The following is a 14,875-nucleotide window of genomic DNA, read 5'->3' as shown; positions in this document are numbered from 1 at the left end:
GCCGCTGTATCCCGCAATTTCATGAATGCCGGCGGTAAAAGCCGGCATTTGCCGTTTTATTCGATTGCATCAAACCGGCAGGCGTCATAGCAGGCCATGCACTGGATGCATTTTTCCTTGTCAATTGAGGCCGGCTGCTTTTTCTCCCACTGCACCGCACCGGTGGGGCAGGCCTTGAAGCAAAGCCCGCACTTCTTGCACTTGTCCTCATCCACGGTAAACTGCAAAAAGGCCACACACCGTTTGGCCGGACACCGCTTTTCATAGACATGGGCGTAATATTCATCCCGGAAATAGGTCAGGGTGGAGAGCACCGGGTTGGGCGCGGTCTGGCCCAGGCCGCACAATGAAGAGCTTTTGATCACTTCCGAAAGTTCCTCCAGGGTTTCGATATCCCCGGGTTCGCCCCGGCCCTCGGAAATTTTTTCCAGAATCTCGAGTATCCGGCGAGTGCCCTCCCGGCAGGGGGTGCATTTGCCGCAGGACTCCTCCTGGATGAAATCCATGAAAAACCGCGCCATGTCCACCATGCAGGTCTTTTCATCCATGACGATCACGCCGCCGGAACCCATGATGGCCCCGACCTTGGCGATTTCCTCATAATCCACCGGCGTGTCCAGGTATTTTTCCGGAATACACCCGCCAGAGGGGCCGCCGAGCTGCACGGCCTTGAACTTGCGCTTGTTGGGAATGCCGCCGCCGATATCATAAATCATTTTGCGCAAGGATATGCCCATGGGCACTTCCACCAGGCCGATATTGTTAATATCGCCGGAAATGGCAAATACCTTGGTTCCCTTGCTGCTCTCGGTACCCACACTGGCATACCACTGGCCGCCGTTTAACATGATCTGCCCGACATTGGCCAGGGTTTCCACATTGTTTAAAACCGTGGGCTTGTCCCAGAGCCCCTTGTTGGCCGGAAACGGGGGCCGGGGACGCGGCATGCCGCGCCTGCCCTCAATGGAACGCATCAGGGCGGTTTCCTCGCCGCACACAAATGCGCCCGCGCCCTGGTAGATATCCACGTCAAAACCAAACCCGCTGCCCAGGATATCATCGCCCAGCAGGCCGTAGTCCCGGGCTTTTTCAATGGCCAGGCTCAGGCGCTGGATGGCCAGGGGATATTCCGTGCGGCAGTAAATATAGCCCTGAGTGGCGTTGATGGCTTTTGCGGCAATGACCATGCCTTCAAGCACTGCATGGGGATCGGCCTCCAGGATACTGCGGTCCATAAACGCGCCCGGATCACCCTCGTCGGCATTGCACAGAACATACTTGACATCGCTTTGGGCCTGTGCTGCAAACCCCCACTTCACGCCCGTGGGAAAACCGGCGCCGCCCCGGCCGCGCAGGCCGGATGCCTTGATCTCCTCGATGATATCTTCGCTGCTCATCTCGGTCAGGGCCTTTGCCATTCCGAAATAGCCGTCCCTGGCAATGTATTCGTCAATGCTTTCCGGATCGATCAGGCCCTTGTTGCGCATGGCCCAGATCATCTGGTGGGCGAAAAAGGGAATTTCGTCCATGTGGGCCATGGTCTTTTTGGATACAGGATCCCGGTACATGAGCCGCTGCACCGGGCGGCCCTTTAAAAAATGGGACTCCACAAGCTCAGCGGCGTCGTCGGCTTTGAGCTGCTGATAAAAAATCCCCTCCGGCTGTACCAGCATAACCGGCCCAAGGGCGCAAAACCCGTTGCAGCCGGTCTCAATCACCCGGACTTCCTTTTCAAGCCCCTGGTTCTTCAATTCCGCATCCAGCGCTTCATGAAAACTTTTGCTGCCGCTGGCATGGCAGCCGGTGCCGCCGCAAAGCATCAAATGAAGTCTCGCCTGATCCATGATTATCTCCCGAAAATATTCCAGTCCATGTCAGTAACAAAAATCGGATGAAAAACGCATCCTCTCCCTGATGCGCAGCCCGATGACTATTCGTATTTTTCCAGAATCCCGGATACCTGGTCTGCGGAAATACTGCCGTAGGTGTCCTGGTCCACAACCACAACCGGTGCCAGACCGCATGCCCCAAGACAACGCACTGCTTCCAGGGAAAACCGCCGATCTTCGGTGGTGCCGCCCACCTCAAGATCAAATTCCTTGCTGATCCGGCCCATGACCTCCTTGATGCCCTTGACATAGCAGGCCGTTCCCAGGCAGGCCCGGATCTTGTGCCGGCCCTTGGGGGTCAGGGAAAACAGGGAATAAAACGTGGCCACCCCGTATACATCACTGGAGGGGATATTGAGCCCGGCGCTGATATAATCAATCACCTCCACAGGCAGATAGCCCACCACGTCCTGGCTCATGCGCAAAACCGGAATCACCGCGCCAGGGGCGTTTTTCTGGGATTCAATGATATCATCGATTTCCCGAATCATTTCAGGTGTGACATCCGGGTGCTGCAGCTTGTCTGTTGCCGCCATTTTTTCCTCCACAGCCGATTGAATTCAATGCGGTTTCCAAATAAAGTAATTACTCTTCCATAACCCGAATCAAATGTCAATGCACGAAAGCGCAACAGGCGCCCCTTTTGGACCGGCGCCCACGGCCTGCCGTTTTTTTATCCTTGCGCCGGTTTTGGATGATACCTATATTGTTAGATTAAGTATAAGAAACAATCGAATCCTCCGCCGCTATCCATTCCCTGGTTTCTGTTTTCAGCCTGTCATTTCACCATGAAAGGGAGGTTATTGTCATGGAAACTGATAAGAATCCGATCAACCGTCTTGCCGGGGCACTTTCCGCAAAGCTTTCAGAGCCGGATTGCCAGGTGATGGCCGTGTTAATTGATGCCGCCCTGGAATCGGAAAACGTTTACACCGAGCAGATCCCCCTGTCTGACGAAGAAAAGCACGATTACCTGCTCATGGCTTTTGAGGAGCGGATCCTGATTCCGGTCAGGGGCCGGCAAACCGGGGCATGGGAGGACCGGATGCTGCGATTTGCAGTGGGTGAAATGTTTTTCATGCCCCATGTGGCGCGTATTTTATTTGAGGACGCCCGGCAAACCGGTACCCTGGAATCGGAATCCGCGGTGCGCAAGGTGCTTTCCCACCATCCGGCCCGATTCATTGACCATTCTGTGATTTTTCTAAAGCAGATCCGGCCCCACACCAAATCCTGCATGGCAGAAGGCGGCCTCATGACGGCGGTGGCCCAGGGCGCGGGAATTGAAACAGACGTCCATGATATTGTTGACAATTGCGTAACGGCCGGTATCATGAATCCATGTACCCGGGGCTCGACCCTGCAGGGACTGGCCTGGTATGAATTTCATCCCTGTCTGTACTGGGATGAAAAATTTCAATAATTATAAATAGATAGAAAGGAGTACAAAAAAATGGGCAAAGGAGACCAAAGATCCAAAAAGGGGAAAATCTGGCGGGGCACCTTCGGCAAATCCCGCTCCAGGAAAAACAATTCCCAGCGGGAACACGACAAGAAGTAGCTCCCGGAGCGCCGGCCGGGATTTATCCCGGCCGGTGCACCGATGGAAAACGGCCGGCATCCGTGTGGGGCAGAAACTTGGCTGCGGAAAACCGGTTCATGAAGTCCTGATTGACGTTTAACTCCAGGTAGGTCATCCGTTCTTTGATCGATTCAACGGCTTCCACGGCATTGCGGGACTGGAGCAGACGCACAGCGCCTTCAAGTGAACTGTTGCCCAGGGAACAATAAGTGGACTCGGGCAGATCCGGAAGCATGCCGATGGAAATGGCCGAGCGGGGGCGAATAAAAGAACCAAAAGTGCCGGCAACGTAAAAGGCCTCAATGTCTTGAAAGGAAATGCCCACGTAGCCGATAATGGTTTCCAGGATGGTATACATGGCCGCCTTTGACCGGATCAGGCTGTCAATGTCGGCCTGACTGATGGTCAAATCCCCGCCGGTGGCAGACTGGTCTGCAAGCGCCACCACCAGGTGGCGCATATCGTCGTGTTCCTTAAGACGGCTGCCGCAGGCCTCGGGCACCAGGCGGCCCCGGATATCGAGCATCCCGGAAACAAACAACTGGGCGGCCAGGTCGATCATGCCCGAGCCGCAGATTCCCCTGGGCGGCTTTTCATCAATGGTATGAATTTCAAACTCCCGGGTTTCCGGGTCAATGCGGACGCTGTCAATAACCCCCGGACCTGCGGTCATACCGATTTCAGACACGCCCCCTTCCAGGGCCGGGCCGGCCGCACCGGCACACACCACCAGCCAGTCGCGATTTCCCAGAAGCACTTCGGCATTTGTGCCCACATCCACGAGCATGGCCACCTGCTCGTTTTCATGAAAGCCTGCATAATAGGCACCGGATAACAGGTCGCCGCCGAAATAGGAGCCCACGTTGGGAAAAACAAACACCGCTGCTGCGTCATTGAGTTGCAAGCCCGGTTCGGATGCCCGCATCACCTCCGGGGCATTGACCGCCGGAATATAGGGTTCCCGGATGATCCCGCCGGCCGGCAGGCCCATAAACAGGTGGGACATACTGGTGTTGCCGGACACAGCGGCTAAAAAAACCTGCCCGGGGTCAATGCCGGCGCTTTGGCACAGATCAGCGGCCGCGGCATTGATGCTGTTGATTATCAGGCTGTGGAGCCGCTCAAGGCCTTCGGGCTGGTCCGCGTAATGAATCCGGGTGAGGATATCCGGCCCGATTTCGACCTGGGGATTATCAAAGGCGGTCTGGCCGAGATTTTCACCGGTCTGCAGGTCCACTATCCGAAGCACCACCCGGGTGGTGCCCAGGTCCACGGCCAGGCCGGCGGCGGCGGACGGCTCATGCGGGTTGAGCACATCAATGAGCTGCCATCTGCCGGCAGCGCCAAAAACCACACATTTGCAGACATACTGCCATGACCGAAGTTTTTCAGGCAGTTTCCGGCTCAGTTCCAGATTGATGGCCACCCGCCCGACCCCGATTTTTGCGGCCAGGGCCTTTTCCAGGCGGTCGGCATCCGCGGTGTTATCTTCAAGGGACGGCGGCGGCATGTGCACGTCCACCACCCATGGGTTTATTTCGGTTGTCATATAAAAAAGATTGAATCCTTGCCGGTTTGAGATTTTATTTTTTCAGCGACTCCACTGCAGAAACCAGTTCATTCATCGCTTCACCGGCTTTGCCCTGGACAAGGACCTGGCTGGTGGTTCCGGTCAAAGGCGTGGGTTCGGGATTGATTTCAATGATCACAGCGCCCCGCTGCCGGGCGATGACCGGCATGTAGGCCGCCGGCTGAACCGTGGCGGAAGTGCCCACCACGAGCATTACGTCGCACCGGGCCGAGGCCTGCTGGGACCGGTCCAGGGCCTCGGGGGGAATGAGTTCCCCGAAAAATACGCAATCCGGCCGGAAAATCCCGCCGCAATCACATCTGGGGGGGATGTCGGCAGCGTTTACCTGGCCAATCTCCTTACGAATGCCGCATTCCAGACAGCTGAGCCAGGCGAAATTGCCGTGAAACTCGATCACATCCGTGCTGCCGGCCTTTTGGTGCAGTCCGTCAATATTCTGGGTGATCACGGTGCCCATCAGGCCCAGTTCCTCGAGCCGGGCCAGGCCGAAATGACCGGCATTGGGTGCGGCATTCATAAGTACATCCCGCATTTCGGCAATCAGGGTTTTCCAGATTTTTTCCGGATCCTTTAAAAAAGCGTTGATATGGGCATATTCCATGGGATCAAATTTCTCCCAAAGGCTGCCCGGCCCGCGGAAAGGCGGTATCCCGCTTTCCACGGAAATCCCCGCACCTGTCAGCGCCACTGTATGCCTGGATGAAAGCAGATACTCGGCGGCTTTGGCGATCTCTTCTCTCATATGCCCCCCATTGCTGCCTATAATTCAAAAGTCATGTCCCGGCTGACGCCGAAACAATCGATTTGCGAATCATTGTCTGAAAGCGCCCGTCGGCATCCGGCCACCAGTTCATCCATCTGGTCATCGGTCCGGTCCTGATTGAGATGAAACAGGCCCAAAGATTTAACCCGGGCCTCCATGGCCATGCGCAGGGTATGCATGCACGAGGAATGCCCCCATTCGATGCTTCTGCTGTATTCCCCGGGGCTGAATTCCGCGTCATGGATCAACAGATCCGCGCCTTCACAAAAGCTTACATAATCGGCATGCCGGCATCCGCCGGGGTGCACGAAACCCAGCTCGTTATCGGTCAGAAAAACAAAGGTTTTTCCGCCTTCCTGAAATTTGTACCCGCACCCGCCGTTGGGATGGCTCAGGGAAATGGGCGTCACGGTCACAGAGCCAATCTCAAAGGCATCCGGGCATCCATCCCGGTAAATCACCTGTGCGGTCAGATCCGAATACCGTACCGGAAAAAGCGGGGGCCGCATGAGCTTGGTCACAATGGTTTCCACGTATTTGCCGGGAAACGGGCATCGGTGCATCATGATCCGGGAGGTTTTCTCGTAAAGCGGCTTGAAAAAGGGAAACCCCATCAGGTGATCCCAATGGGAATGGGTGAAAATAAAGTGGTATACCTGCCGGTTTTCCCGGATCAGCTGGTTGCCGAGCCTGCGAATGCCGGTTCCGGCATCCACGATAATCAGGTCATCGCTTCGGGTGCGGATTTCAATGCAGGTGGTGTCGCCTCCGTATTTTTGAAACTCGCGACCTGAAACCGGAATGGATCCGCGGGATCCCCAGCATTTGATATACATGAACACCCCTTGAAAAAGGCTCAGCCGGTACAAGCGCCGAGAAACGTGTACCAGACACCGTCGTTGATCCACCGCTGGACAATGCGGCCCGGTCCGTAATGAATCATCTCTTCGACATGCCGGGCCTGGGTTCGCAAAAGACCCGAGAGAATGAACCATTTTTTTTCATAAAATTCAGGGCTTGCCAGCAGTTGTCGCATTACGTCAAAATGGATATTGGCCATGACAAGATCCACCGGGCATGCCATCAGGTCCCTGGCGTCTGCGATGACCGCCAGTGTCCGGGCATCCAGGTTGTTGGCACGGATATTTTCCCGGGTGGTGCGCACGGCCAGGTCGTTATTGTCCACTGCCAGCACCCGGGGACAGCCCAGTCTGGCCGCTGCCAGGGCCAACAGGCCCGTGCCGGTTCCCAGGTCCAGGGCCGACCCGGCACCTCCCTGCTGCCAGACGATTTCCAGGGCTTCCAGGCAGCTTTGTGTGGTGGGATGCGTGCCCGCGCCAAATACCACCCCGGGATCGAGCAGAATGGGAAGCCGGTCATCAGCCCGGCCTGAAGCCGCCCACGGCGGGGCCACGTAAAACCGATCTGTCACAAACGGTTTGATTTCGCCGCCGTGCCAGTCCGCATAGGACATGTGAAAGGTGTCCACGAGCACGAGTTCCGGCTGCCGCCGCAGAAGCGCGTTTACCCGGCTTTCCGCGGGCCGGGTGAAAAAAAGAAAGGCCGCGTCAGACTCCTGCCAGTTGCCGATAAATTCCGGGCCAAGTCCATCAGGCGCGTTTGCTACGCGGCCCCGGAGATAATAAATATGCAGATCGTTATACGGTATGTCCACCTGCCTTTGCAGTTTCTGTTTCCATGATTTTGTCAAACATCTCATATGCAGCCCGGACCACCGGATTGTCATCAGGCAGCTCGATCATGGGCCGGCCCTGAAAATCATAATCATAAACCGTGTCGTCCTCGGGCAGAACGCCGCCAAGTTCGATACCCGCTTGGTTTAACATTTCCAGGGCCTGATCCGGCGCCCCGGACTTGACCTGGTTGATGATCACGTAACTTCTGGCCACCCCAATATTTAAGCTCCGGGCCAGCTCATGGATCCGCATCGCCGCCTGCAGCCCCCGCCGGGAAGCGTCGGTGACGATCAGCAGAACATCCACGTTGTGGGTTGTCATCCGGCTGATATGTTCCATACCCGCCTCATTGTCGATCACAATATAGGGGTAGTTGTCCTGGAGCCGGTCAAGGAAATTGGTCAGCAAAGTGTTGGCCGCGCAATAGCAGCCCTGGCCTTCGGGTTGCCCCATGACCACCAAATCGCAGTCACCGGATTCCATGACCGCCTGCTCCAGGCGCATGGACATGAAAACGTCCTTTGTCATACCGCTGGGCACCTTGCCCTTTTTCATGTCTTCCCTGGCCTGCCCCAGTGTATCGGTGATCTCCAGGCCGAGCACCTCGTTTAAATTGGCATTGGAATCGGCATCAACAGCCAGAACAGGTTTGCGATCGGTTTTTAACAAATATTTAATCAGCAGGCCGGCGGTTGTGGTCTTGCCGGTGCCGCCCTTGCCGGCCAGTGCAATGGAATAAGCCATATAAAAAGGTCCTTTCTCTCAAAATTTCGATTATCGAAAACAAATTAGGCCACATACCCGAAACAGTCAAGTATCTTTTGGCCGCAGCCATCCCGGTCAAACCCATTGGATTTGATTCTTCACTTGTAATATGCTACCCAAAAAGCTGCAGATGCGGCAAAATTTACAAAGAACCAGGAAAAAGGCATCATGAGCACAACTGTGTATTGCAAAGACATTGAGGTCAAACTAAAGGCGCACACGGGCATGGCCGATATCACCGGCCAAATCGAGGCGATGGTCAGGGAATCGGGGATCCAAAACGGCCGGATTTCCGCCACCATCATCGGCTCCACCGGCTCGTTGACCACAATTGAATACGAACCCGGTGTTATCGAGGACCTTCGCCGGGCCATTGACCGAATGGCCCCCAGGGAAATGGAATACGAGCATGAAAAGGCCTGGCACGACGGAAACGGCCACAGCCATGTCCAGGCGGCAATCATCGGGCCGTCGGTTTCCATGCCCGTGCGCAGCGGCAGAATGCAGTGCGGCACCTGGCAGCAGGTGGTGGCCATCAACCATGACAACCGGGACCGGACCCGGACCGTGGCCGTCACCCTCATGGGTGAAAAATAATCCATGAACCCGGCGATGAAAACCCACCTGACTCACCTGGGCGCGGCCCTGCGCTTTATCACCATCCTGCCGGCCGGAGCGGCAGACGCCTATCATCCCAGGGCCATGATCCCTTTTTTCCCGGCCGTGGGCCTGATCCTGGGCTTGATCCTGGCTGCGGCGGATGCGCTTTTTTTCCGCCTTTTTTCCCCCTCCGCAGCCGGAGCGGCAGACGTCATCGTCCTGGTGGTGCTCACAGGGGCCCTGCACTTAGACGGGCTGGCAGACGCGGCTGACGGTTTTTTCTCCCACAGGGACCGGGAAACCACCCTTTCGATCATGAAAGACAGCCGCATCGGGGTCATGGGGGCCGTGGCGCTGATCTGCGTGCTGCTGGCCAAGTACGGGGGGTTTTGCGGGCTGCCGGGCCACGGAACCGCCGGTTTTGAGCGGTTTTTGACCCTGATGCTCGTGCCCGCCTATGCCAGATCGACCATGCTTCTGGGTGTGCGGTTTCTGCCCTATGCCCGCCCCGCCGGGGGCACGGCTGCAGACCTGTTCGGCCGCCCCCTGTCAGCCGGCAATTTCTGGGGAATCGGGGTCTGCGTGCTCCTCAGCCTCCTGCTGGGCTGGCGGGGTCTGCTTCTGATTCTGGTATTTTTTGGAACCAGCGCATGGCTTATCCGGTTTTACCGCCGACGCATCGGCGGGATCACCGGAGACATGCTCGGGGCCATGTGTGAAATCACCGAGGCGCTTTTGCTGATCTGTGCCGCAATCCGGCTCTAGCCCCGGACCGGGCCGCGCTTGAACCCGGTTTCCACCAGGCATTGCACCATGGCCACGGCCTGATCATCGCTGATGTCATCGGTGTTGATGATCATATCGTAATGCGTGGGCTCATCCACATTGGTATAAAAATACCTGCGGGTAAAGGAGCGGCGCCGGGCCTCCACGTCATAAATCTGCCGCCGGGCCTCTTCAGCGGATACATTTAAGTCCTCTGCCACCTTTTGTATCCGGTTTTCCAGGGAAGCAATAAAGCGAAGCCGGATGTTTTCCTCCCGTGGGATGATAAAGGTTGCCCCCCGGCCGACAATCACTGCCTTGCCGTGCCGGCCGATGGTGCCGATGATCTTCATGAGATGCTTCATGTACTGATCCGGCCACAGATGCCGCTGTTCCACAATTGTGGCGATCACGTCCTCGAGCATGTTCAGGCCCTTTTCGTCCAGGGTTTCCAGCACCTTGGCGCTCATATTGGAATCTTTGGCCATCTGCTGAATGATTTCCCGGTCAAACAGCTCATACTCAAAGGCTTTGGCCAGTTTTACGGCAATTTCGTTGCCCCGGCTGCCGGGCTGCCGGGAAACGGTTATAACGGAGCTTTTGACGGGCTCCTCTTTCTTTGCAGCCTCCCTGGATGCCTGCCACTGCTGAATCTGCTCCTCGACTATTTTGTCCACAGAACGTCCCCGATGAATTTTCATTCAGCCTCCTTACCATTGGATTACAGTACATGGGCAAACACTTGCGCAAATGATTTTAACACTGCCTTATTTTTATATAATTTTGAAACCCGGCCGTGTCAATCCGGCTTCCCGGATTTACCGGAGTTTGCAGCTTCGGGATCCAAAGGCATGCGGCACTTTTATGCATTATCCGCGCAAATGGCGTCTGCCAGGCGGCAGCCGGCATCCCGGGCCTGCTGAAGGTAGAGGGGATGTTTTTCAACATCGCCTTCAAATTCCAGTTCCCGGTACAGCAGACTGTCCCACAAGCGGGTGTCGAGCACGTCGAAAAAATACTTCACCGTCAGAAGGGTCCCGTCAAACAGCCGCTTTCCCTTTGTTGCACCAGCGGAAATCAACAATCCCTGACGCCGGTTCGGCCGTTGGCCGGGTTCACTCTTGTCGATCCAGTATTTTTTCACCCACAGGGACTGGCATCGATCCATGAGCGCCTTGACATGGGCGCTGACCGTGTAGAAAAAAATGGGCGTGGCCAGCATGAGCCCGTCTGCGGCCAGCATGGCGTCGCGCACGGCCTGAAAATCATCTTTGATCACGCATTCACCCGCGTTTTTGCACCCGTATATCTCCAGACAGGGCGATATCTTTTGGTCCCGCAAAACAATTTCCTCCACCTGCGCCCCCTGGCTTTTTGCCCCGGCCACGGCTTCTGCCAGCAGGGTTGCGGTGTTTCCCGCACGCCGCGGGCTGCCGTAAATGGCAACAATTTTTCCCATAAGCCTGCCCCTTGCTTTAAATGTTCGGATGTGTTGCTCCGGCCCCCCCCTTGAAACTTTGCACACAGTCGGCCATGATGCCGGCCCGTGGGTGGTTTGCGAGTCGCATTGAGCGCGCAGGCGGTCAGCAGGGAGCAAACCGCCCCCGGGCCGGCATCATGCGAAAATTACAGAACCAGGCACAAACAGCAACTTTTTTTGAAATTGCCTGGGAATTGATTCTGTCAGGCCTGGCCGGAAAAAACAAGCGCATTGTCTTCACACAGCAAAGCCCGCTGCAGCGGCAGCGGGCTTTGCTGTGTGATACCGGAAAAATCAGAAATATTAAAAACTGTAGTAAATCCCCATTCCGCCGAACCAATCCGTGTCCTGATCCGGAAGCACATCCTTGTCAAAATTGTCCGTGTAGGCCAGATAGGCCGTTACTTCCAGGGCCTCGGTGAGGGCATAGGCGCAGTCAACCGAAAGCAGGTATTCGTGAAAGCCCGAATCCTCGCCCGCGCTTGCGTCATCGCCGGCGATGCCCACAGCCGCCCCGGCTCCCAGGGTCAGGTCTTTTGCCAGTTCATAGGCATAGCCCAGTGAAACATTGACATAATAATCCTCCACCTCGTCAAAGTCGTAATATCCCGTAACACCGGCAGTAAACCCGGAAAACGGCTCAACCGATAAGCCCGCATAAACCTCCCGGGTCCCGGATCCGCCTTCGGGAAACAGGTATTCGATATAGCCGACGCTCACATCCACGGGATCCAGGGAAAACCCGTAGGACAGGGTCAGATCGACTTCGGAAAACTCCCCGCTGTTTAGCGTATCATCATAGTCGTCTATATCCATATTGGCCCAGACGTTGAAACCAAAACCCCCTGAACTCACATCCACTGAAGGCTGAGCCACAAGCCCGTCATTAAACGTAATTCCCCGCCACACATAAGCCGAAGCAAAATCCGTTCCCGCAGTGACATCAGCGGCAAGGGCCCTGCCCGACAACCCGGTCATAGCACATAACACCACCAGCAATCCTGTTAAAACCGATACCTTCATCTTTTTCCGCATTCTCTGTTCCTCCTGATGATCTGTTATTGAAAAACACCCAACTCCGAACCTGTATTCCATATAGCCAGAACCGTGCCAGTTGCGCGGAAAATCTCGATTTTCAATTATTTTCTATTTTAATCGAGAGGTTATATTCAACCTTAGTGTTTTCTAAAAAATAGACAGAAACTGTTATTTTTACATTTTTGTATTTCAAATCTTCAATTTTTACATTTTTGTAAAAAAAACAAAATTGCAGTTCTTAGGATTTTTCTGGCATTTTCCGCGTTACTAACGGGGCTTGGCCATGGGGCCGGTTGGGTGGGCTTTGCGAGTCGCATTGAGCGCGCAAGCGGTCAGCAGGGAGCAAAGCCCACCCGGCCGGCCCCATGCGAAAACCACTGAGCCACTTATGATCCCCGCCGGAAACACGCCCCCGGAAAAACGCTCAGGGCATTTACAGACCGGGGCAATTGTCATTGACATGGCCCCGGCCGCTCTTTATCCTTATCCATAATCTTCAGACACAGGAAAGACCCATGAGCAGCCCATACCGCCCGGCATACCTGGAAAGCCACAAAACCGGCAAACTGGCCGAAAAAATCCGCCGGGCATACGAAATCCTGCAAGACTGCACCCTTTGCCCAAGGCAGTGCCACGTCAACCGGACAGCCGGCGAAACCGGAATCTGCGGGACCGCTGAACAGATGGTGGTTTCGGGCTGCCACCCCCACTTTGGCGAGGAAACCCCACTGGTGGGCCGGCACGGCTCGGGCACTATATTTATGACCGGCTGCAGCCTGACCTGCTGCTTCTGCCAGAACTGGGAAATCAGCCATGAATGCCGGGGCGAACCGGTAACAGCACATCAGGCCGCAGACATGATGATGGAGCTCCAGACCCTGGGCTGCCACAACATCAATTTTGTTACCCCCACCCATGTGGTGCCGCAAATTTTATCCGCCCTGGAAAAGGCTGTTGAAAAGGGCCTGCACATTCCCCTGGTCTACAACTGCGGCGGATATGAAACCCGGGAAACCTTACGCCTGCTCCAGGGGATTATTGATATCTACATGCCGGATTTGAAATTCATGGATCCCGGCATTGCCAACCGGGCCTGCGATGCCCCGGACTACCCGGAAACCGTCAAAGCCGCTCTAAAAAAAATGCATCGACAGGTCGGAGATCTGGCGATCGACCCCCAGGGGATTGCCACGCGGGGTCTTCTGGTTCGCCACTTAGTGCTGCCGGAAAACCTGGCCGGCACCAGGGAGGCCATGGCCTTTGTTGCCAACGAAATTTCTCCGGACACCTATGTCAATGTCATGAGCCAATACCGGCCCATGGGCCATGCCGCAAAATTGCCGGAACTGGCCCGGCCGGTTTGGCCCGGGGAATACCGGGATGCGGTAAACGCAGCCAGAGAGGAAGGAATCCACAGACTTGACCGACCCTAAAACCGATACTTCCGGAAAACATTCCTATACACCCCTGCCCCGGTCCTATAAAAACCGGTTTGGATTTTCCCTGGCCTGCCCATCGTTTATCTATCCGGATCACATCCTGCCCAATGTCTCCATGCTGGCGCCGTTTGTGGATGAAATCGAGGTGCTGGTATTTGAAAGCACCCCTGCGGACAATCTTCCCCCCCAGGACGATATCCGGCAGATGGCGGCCCTGGCAGAAAAGGGGCAGCTTTCCTACAACGTGCACCTGCCCACAGATGTCAGCATTACTGATCCGGACCCGGATCGGCAAAAACAAGCCATTGAACGCATTGTTGCAGCCGCAGACCGTACCCGCCCCCTTGCGCCCGTGACCTGGACCCTGCATCTGCCTTTTGAAGAAAACAGCAAAGATGCGGGCACGGTACAAAAATGGCAGAAACGGGCCATTGATGCATTGGAACGGCTGCTGGTCCGGAGCGGGATTGCCCCCCGGCACATCTCCATTGAAAACCTGGATTATCCGCCCGAATGGATGGAGCCAGTGGCAGAAGCCATGGATGTTTCCGTATGCCTGGATACCGGCCACCTGCTGGAATACAATTTTGACATCCTTGAAACCTTTGAACTTTTCCGCCCCAGGATCACGATCCTGCATTTATATGGCGACGTGGCCGCCGGCCGGGGCCATTTGGGCCTTCATCGCCTGGATGCCCGGCATGTTCCGGCTGTATCGCGAATTCTTGAGGGATTTTGCGGCACTGTGAGTCTGGAGGTATTTTCCTTCAATGATCTGAGCAAATCCCTTCCGGCCCTGGAGGGCCTTGTTTCCTGAGGGCCTTGCAGATATTGCTTGACTTTGCCGGGAGCCATTGGTTAAAAATTTTGCAACAATTGAAACAGGGCGTTTTTTGCAAACGGAACACGGTGCAAACCCGTGACGCTCCCGGCGCTGTGAACCGGTAAACGCCCGCGTGCATGCAGGGCCATGGCACTGCTGTCACTGCCGGTTTTTAAAGCCGGCGGGAAGGCGCACGCGGGATATAACAGCCGGCAAGTCAGAAGACGTGTACAAAAACGTGAATTTTCGGAATCCGATGGCAAAGGGTTCCGGCAGGAAAACCCATGTTTTCCGGTCGGAGCCCTTTTTTTGTTAAAAGCTTTTTACCGCGTCCGCTGTTTTTTCAGGAAGGAAGCCCTGCGGCCGGGGTCAGTTTTTTCGCTCCTGACCGTTTACGGATTCAGCCAATGCCTTCGCTTAAAATTTCAAAAACTCGGCCTGTC

16 protein-coding genes and 1 riboswitch are annotated in these 14,875 nt (G+C 55.7%); of the genes, 6 read left to right on the top strand and 10 right to left on the bottom strand.

The genetic code is table 11. The annotated features are described in order from the left end of the window. Positions 1–56: 56 nt before the first annotated feature. Both nuoF and nuoE read right to left on the bottom strand, forming a co-directional pair. On the bottom strand, positions 57–1,844 hold the full coding sequence (gene nuoF / locus ACTCIA_RS11345; protein WP_463001934.1) for an NADH-quinone oxidoreductase subunit NuoF: 1,788 nt from the start codon (positions 1,842–1,844) through the stop codon (positions 57–59). 86 nt (positions 1,845–1,930) lie between these two features. Then, positions 1,931–2,425: an NADH-quinone oxidoreductase subunit NuoE gene (gene nuoE, locus ACTCIA_RS11340; protein ID WP_463001933.1), complete on the bottom strand. Its 495-nt coding sequence runs from the start codon at positions 2,423–2,425 to the stop codon at positions 1,931–1,933. 272 nt (positions 2,426–2,697) lie between these two features. On the opposite strand from nuoE, the gene ACTCIA_RS11335 reads away from it, so the two are divergent. Together ACTCIA_RS11335 and ACTCIA_RS11330 are read left to right on the top strand one after the other, a co-directional pair. Continuing rightward, positions 2,698–3,312, top strand: coding sequence for a hypothetical protein (locus ACTCIA_RS11335; RefSeq protein ID WP_463001932.1), 615 nt, complete (start codon positions 2,698–2,700; stop codon positions 3,310–3,312). 30 nt (positions 3,313–3,342) lie between these two features. Then, positions 3,343–3,450 carry a 30S ribosomal protein THX gene (locus ACTCIA_RS11330; RefSeq protein WP_410270229.1) on the top strand — a complete coding sequence of 36 codons (108 nt, stop codon included), beginning with the start codon at positions 3,343–3,345 and terminating at the stop codon, positions 3,448–3,450. A 22-nt stretch (positions 3,451–3,472) separates the two neighbouring features. Here the strand turns inward: ACTCIA_RS11330 and ACTCIA_RS11325 are convergent, their stop codons facing one another. From ACTCIA_RS11325 to ACTCIA_RS11305, 5 genes are read right to left on the bottom strand one after another with little or no spacing between them, the layout of a single operon-like run. Beyond that, on the bottom strand, positions 3,473–5,020 hold the full coding sequence (locus tag ACTCIA_RS11325; RefSeq protein WP_463001931.1) for an ASKHA domain-containing protein: 1,548 nt from the start codon (positions 5,018–5,020) through the stop codon (positions 3,473–3,475). Between the two features lie 34 nt (positions 5,021–5,054). Next, the gene (locus ACTCIA_RS11320) at positions 5,055–5,804 is read right to left on the bottom strand and encodes an SIR2 family NAD-dependent protein deacylase (protein ID WP_463001930.1); all 750 of its coding nucleotides are present in this window, start codon (positions 5,802–5,804) and stop codon (positions 5,055–5,057) included. Positions 5,805–5,821: 17 nt separating this feature from the next. Continuing rightward, positions 5,822–6,661 (bottom strand): MBL fold metallo-hydrolase, encoded by an 840-nt coding sequence (locus tag ACTCIA_RS11315; RefSeq protein ID WP_463001929.1) that lies wholly within the window; start codon positions 6,659–6,661, stop codon positions 5,822–5,824. 20 nt (positions 6,662–6,681) lie between these two features. Continuing rightward, positions 6,682–7,500, bottom strand: a complete 819-nt coding sequence (locus ACTCIA_RS11310) for a 50S ribosomal protein L11 methyltransferase (RefSeq protein WP_463001928.1) — start codon at positions 7,498–7,500, stop codon at positions 6,682–6,684. Further along, positions 7,484–8,266 (bottom strand): ATP-binding protein, encoded by a 783-nt coding sequence (locus ACTCIA_RS11305; protein WP_463001927.1) that lies wholly within the window; start codon positions 8,264–8,266, stop codon positions 7,484–7,486. The genes ACTCIA_RS11310 and ACTCIA_RS11305 overlap by 17 nt, the downstream gene beginning before the upstream one ends. Positions 8,267–8,455: 189 nt before the next feature. Here ACTCIA_RS11305 and ACTCIA_RS11300 point away from each other — a divergent pair, with 189 nt between their 5' ends. Together ACTCIA_RS11300 and cobS are read left to right on the top strand one after the other, a co-directional pair. Continuing rightward, positions 8,456–8,884 carry a secondary thiamine-phosphate synthase enzyme YjbQ gene (locus ACTCIA_RS11300; RefSeq protein ID WP_463001926.1) on the top strand — a complete coding sequence of 143 codons (429 nt, stop codon included), beginning with the start codon at positions 8,456–8,458 and terminating at the stop codon, positions 8,882–8,884. 3 nt (positions 8,885–8,887) lie between these two features. Then, complete coding sequence (cobS, locus tag ACTCIA_RS11295) at positions 8,888–9,652, top strand: adenosylcobinamide-GDP ribazoletransferase (RefSeq protein WP_463001925.1); 765 nt, start codon at positions 8,888–8,890, stop codon at positions 9,650–9,652. Here cobS and ACTCIA_RS11290 read toward each other — a convergent pair. The 3 genes from ACTCIA_RS11290 to ACTCIA_RS11280 form a co-directional block, all read right to left on the bottom strand. Further along, complete coding sequence (locus tag ACTCIA_RS11290) at positions 9,649–10,353, bottom strand: cytidylate kinase-like family protein (RefSeq protein ID WP_463001924.1); 705 nt, start codon at positions 10,351–10,353, stop codon at positions 9,649–9,651. The two genes, cobS and ACTCIA_RS11290, sit on opposite strands and share 4 nt — an antisense overlap. Before the next feature lie 161 nt (positions 10,354–10,514). Continuing rightward, positions 10,515–11,111: a flavodoxin family protein gene (locus ACTCIA_RS11285; RefSeq protein WP_463001923.1), complete on the bottom strand. Its 597-nt coding sequence runs from the start codon at positions 11,109–11,111 to the stop codon at positions 10,515–10,517. Between the two features lie 324 nt (positions 11,112–11,435). Then, positions 11,436–12,167, bottom strand: coding sequence for a TorF family putative porin (locus tag ACTCIA_RS11280; protein ID WP_463001922.1), 732 nt, complete (start codon positions 12,165–12,167; stop codon positions 11,436–11,438). 518 nt (positions 12,168–12,685) lie between these two features. Between ACTCIA_RS11280 and ACTCIA_RS11275 the strand changes: the two genes are divergently transcribed. Both ACTCIA_RS11275 and cbiR read left to right on the top strand, forming a co-directional pair. Continuing rightward, entirely contained in the window at positions 12,686–13,603 is a 918-nt protein-coding gene (locus tag ACTCIA_RS11275; RefSeq protein WP_463001921.1) for a radical SAM protein, read from the top strand. Beyond that, a complete protein-coding gene (gene cbiR / locus ACTCIA_RS11270; RefSeq protein ID WP_463001920.1) occupies positions 13,590–14,426 on the top strand; it encodes a cobamide remodeling phosphodiesterase CbiR in 837 nt (278 codons plus the stop codon). Before ACTCIA_RS11275 ends, cbiR begins: the two co-directional genes overlap by 14 nt. 45 nt (positions 14,427–14,471) lie before the next feature. Further along, positions 14,472–14,680, top strand: a riboswitch (cobalamin riboswitch). Positions 14,681–14,875 lie beyond the last annotated feature (195 nt).

The sequence above is a fragment of the Desulfosalsimonas sp. genome, from assembly GCF_055149105.1.
Note: the sequence above shows the minus strand (reverse complement) of the source record. Positions and strands in the feature narration are given on the sequence as shown.

Bases quoted from the DNA above. Each gene is read 5' to 3' on its own strand.
- nuoF (WP_463001934.1), bottom strand. From the start codon at position 1,844: ATGGATCAGGCGAGACTTCATTTGATGCTTTGCGGCGGCACCGGCTGC.
- nuoE (WP_463001933.1), bottom strand. From the start codon at position 2,425: ATGGCGGCAACAGACAAGCTGCAGCACCCGGATGTCACACCTGAAATG.
- ACTCIA_RS11335 (WP_463001932.1), top strand. From the start codon at position 2,698: ATGGAAACTGATAAGAATCCGATCAACCGTCTTGCCGGGGCACTTTCC.
- ACTCIA_RS11330 (WP_410270229.1), top strand. From the start codon at position 3,343: ATGGGCAAAGGAGACCAAAGATCCAAAAAGGGGAAAATCTGGCGGGGC.
- ACTCIA_RS11325 (WP_463001931.1), bottom strand. From the start codon at position 5,020: ATGACAACCGAAATAAACCCATGGGTGGTGGACGTGCACATGCCGCCG.
- ACTCIA_RS11320 (WP_463001930.1), bottom strand. From the start codon at position 5,804: ATGAGAGAAGAGATCGCCAAAGCCGCCGAGTATCTGCTTTCATCCAGG.
- ACTCIA_RS11315 (WP_463001929.1), bottom strand. From the start codon at position 6,661: ATGTATATCAAATGCTGGGGATCCCGCGGATCCATTCCGGTTTCAGGT.
- ACTCIA_RS11305 (WP_463001927.1), bottom strand. From the start codon at position 8,266: ATGGCTTATTCCATTGCACTGGCCGGCAAGGGCGGCACCGGCAAGACC.
- ACTCIA_RS11300 (WP_463001926.1), top strand. From the start codon at position 8,456: ATGAGCACAACTGTGTATTGCAAAGACATTGAGGTCAAACTAAAGGCG.
- cobS (WP_463001925.1), top strand. From the start codon at position 8,888: ATGAACCCGGCGATGAAAACCCACCTGACTCACCTGGGCGCGGCCCTG.
- ACTCIA_RS11290 (WP_463001924.1), bottom strand. From the start codon at position 10,353: ATGAAAATTCATCGGGGACGTTCTGTGGACAAAATAGTCGAGGAGCAG.
- ACTCIA_RS11285 (WP_463001923.1), bottom strand. From the start codon at position 11,111: ATGGGAAAAATTGTTGCCATTTACGGCAGCCCGCGGCGTGCGGGAAAC.
- ACTCIA_RS11280 (WP_463001922.1), bottom strand. From the start codon at position 12,167: ATGCGGAAAAAGATGAAGGTATCGGTTTTAACAGGATTGCTGGTGGTG.
- ACTCIA_RS11275 (WP_463001921.1), top strand. From the start codon at position 12,686: ATGAGCAGCCCATACCGCCCGGCATACCTGGAAAGCCACAAAACCGGC.